Origin of the sequence: Candidatus Erwinia dacicola, assembly GCF_001756855.1 — a bacterium.
In the GTDB taxonomy this organism is placed as follows: Bacteria; Pseudomonadota; Gammaproteobacteria; order Enterobacterales; family Enterobacteriaceae; genus Erwinia; species Erwinia dacicola.
Window position 1 is genome coordinate 1 of sequence record NZ_MAYS01000595.1, and the last position, 1,510, is coordinate 1,510.

At 55.4% G+C, this 1,510-nt stretch carries 2 protein-coding genes; one reads left to right on the plus strand and one right to left on the minus strand.

The genetic code is table 11. The features are described 5' to 3' along the window. Positions 1 to 190 precede the first annotated feature (190 nt). Positions 191 to 1,261: an MFS transporter gene (locus tag BBW68_RS14690; protein ID WP_083264938.1), complete on the plus strand. Its 1,071-nt coding sequence runs from the start codon at positions 191 to 193 to the stop codon at positions 1,259 to 1,261. Positions 1,262 to 1,299: 38 nt separating this feature from the next. Here BBW68_RS14690 and BBW68_RS19290 read toward each other — a convergent pair. Next, a partial coding sequence (locus tag BBW68_RS19290; RefSeq protein ID WP_222563101.1) for a hypothetical protein occupies positions 1,300 to 1,510 on the minus strand: 211 nt, incomplete at its 5' end.

The following is a 1,510-nucleotide window of genomic DNA, read 5'->3' on the forward strand; positions in this document are numbered from 1 at the left end:
TTTGTTGCGTTTCAACTGGGAATGGGGCTGGTCGACCGTGCCAATACACTGCCAACTTATTTAAATTATTTTAAAAAGTAACTTTCAATGAGGAGCGCTGCCTTTGTCACTTGAAGATACCATAACTTTTGACGCCAGTCCGGCCAGACGCTTTGGCACGCGGGCGATATTTTTTGTCACCGGTATGGCGATGGGATTGTGGGCCGAGCTGGTGCCCTACGCCCAGCAGCGCACGCACGCGGAACCCGGCAATCTTGGATTACTTCTGCTGTGCCTTGGGGCCGGGTCGCTTATCGCGATGCTGGGTTCCGGGCACGTTATTGGTGCACTGGGCTGCCGTAAGGTGATTAGTGGATCGGTAGTATTGTATTGCCTGATGCTGCCCCTGCTGGCAACGCTCGGTGACATTAACCTGCTGGCGCTGAGCCTGTTTGTCTTCGGCATGGGCATCGGACTGGCTGACGTTGCCGTCAACGTTCAGGGGACGTTGGTAGAACAGGCGGCGGGCAAGCCTTTAATGTCCGGTTTTCACTGTCTATGGAGTGTCGGAGGGATAGCTGGCGCCGGTGGCGGTGCGCTGATGCTCGATGCGGGAATGTCGCCGCTGTTCAGTAGCTGGATCGCGATAGTGCTGATTATGCTGGTCTGCACGTTGGCCTTTCGCGGGTTGCTGACCTCACCGGGTAATGAACAGCAGTCGCAGGAAGGTGGAGCGGTGCGGCCAAACCTGCGCTTGATGCTAATGGCCGTCATGGCAATGATCTGCTTTATGGCTGAGGGCGCTATTCTCGACTGGGGTGGAATATTTATCACTAAGGATCGGGTTATAGCAATACAGCATGCCGGATGGGGATTCGCCGCCTTTGCGATTGCCATGTCCCTGATGCGCATGCTGGGTGACGCCGTAGTGAGCAGGCTGGGGCGCAAGAGAATATTAATTATCGGCGGCGGGCTGGGGATTGCAGGCTATCTGATCGCCGTGCTGCTGCCGTGTTGGCCGATGACGCTGTTAGGCTTTGCACTAGTGGGGATTGGCGCGGCGAACATTGTCCCGGTATTGATAACTCTAGCTGGGCAGGAGAAAAGCATGCCGGTCAACCGCTCGGTCGCGATGGTGGCGACGCTGGGCTATTTCGGTGTACTCGGCGGTCCAGCACTGATCGGTTGGATTGCGCATCTTGCTGATCTTTCTGTGGCATTTATGGTGGTTGCCGCGGCTTTTCTGCTTATCGTTTTCGGCGCTTTTCGCCTGAGATATTAGGCGGTGGCAGTGATATGGGAGCTCATACCCCCATAAATTTAGCTGTCCGTCGATTTGCTGAGCGCTTCCCAGCGGTCAATCTGCTGGGGCAATGCCCCATTCCCAGTTGAAACGGAACAAAGCGGAGGGGGCTTATGCCGCCAGTAAGTGCGTTGAAACACCTCATTGGGAGAATGATAGCCCAGAGATTTCCGCCCTCTGGTGTTGAGCGTGTGTTCGAGTTCAGCAATCTTACGATGACTGACCTGA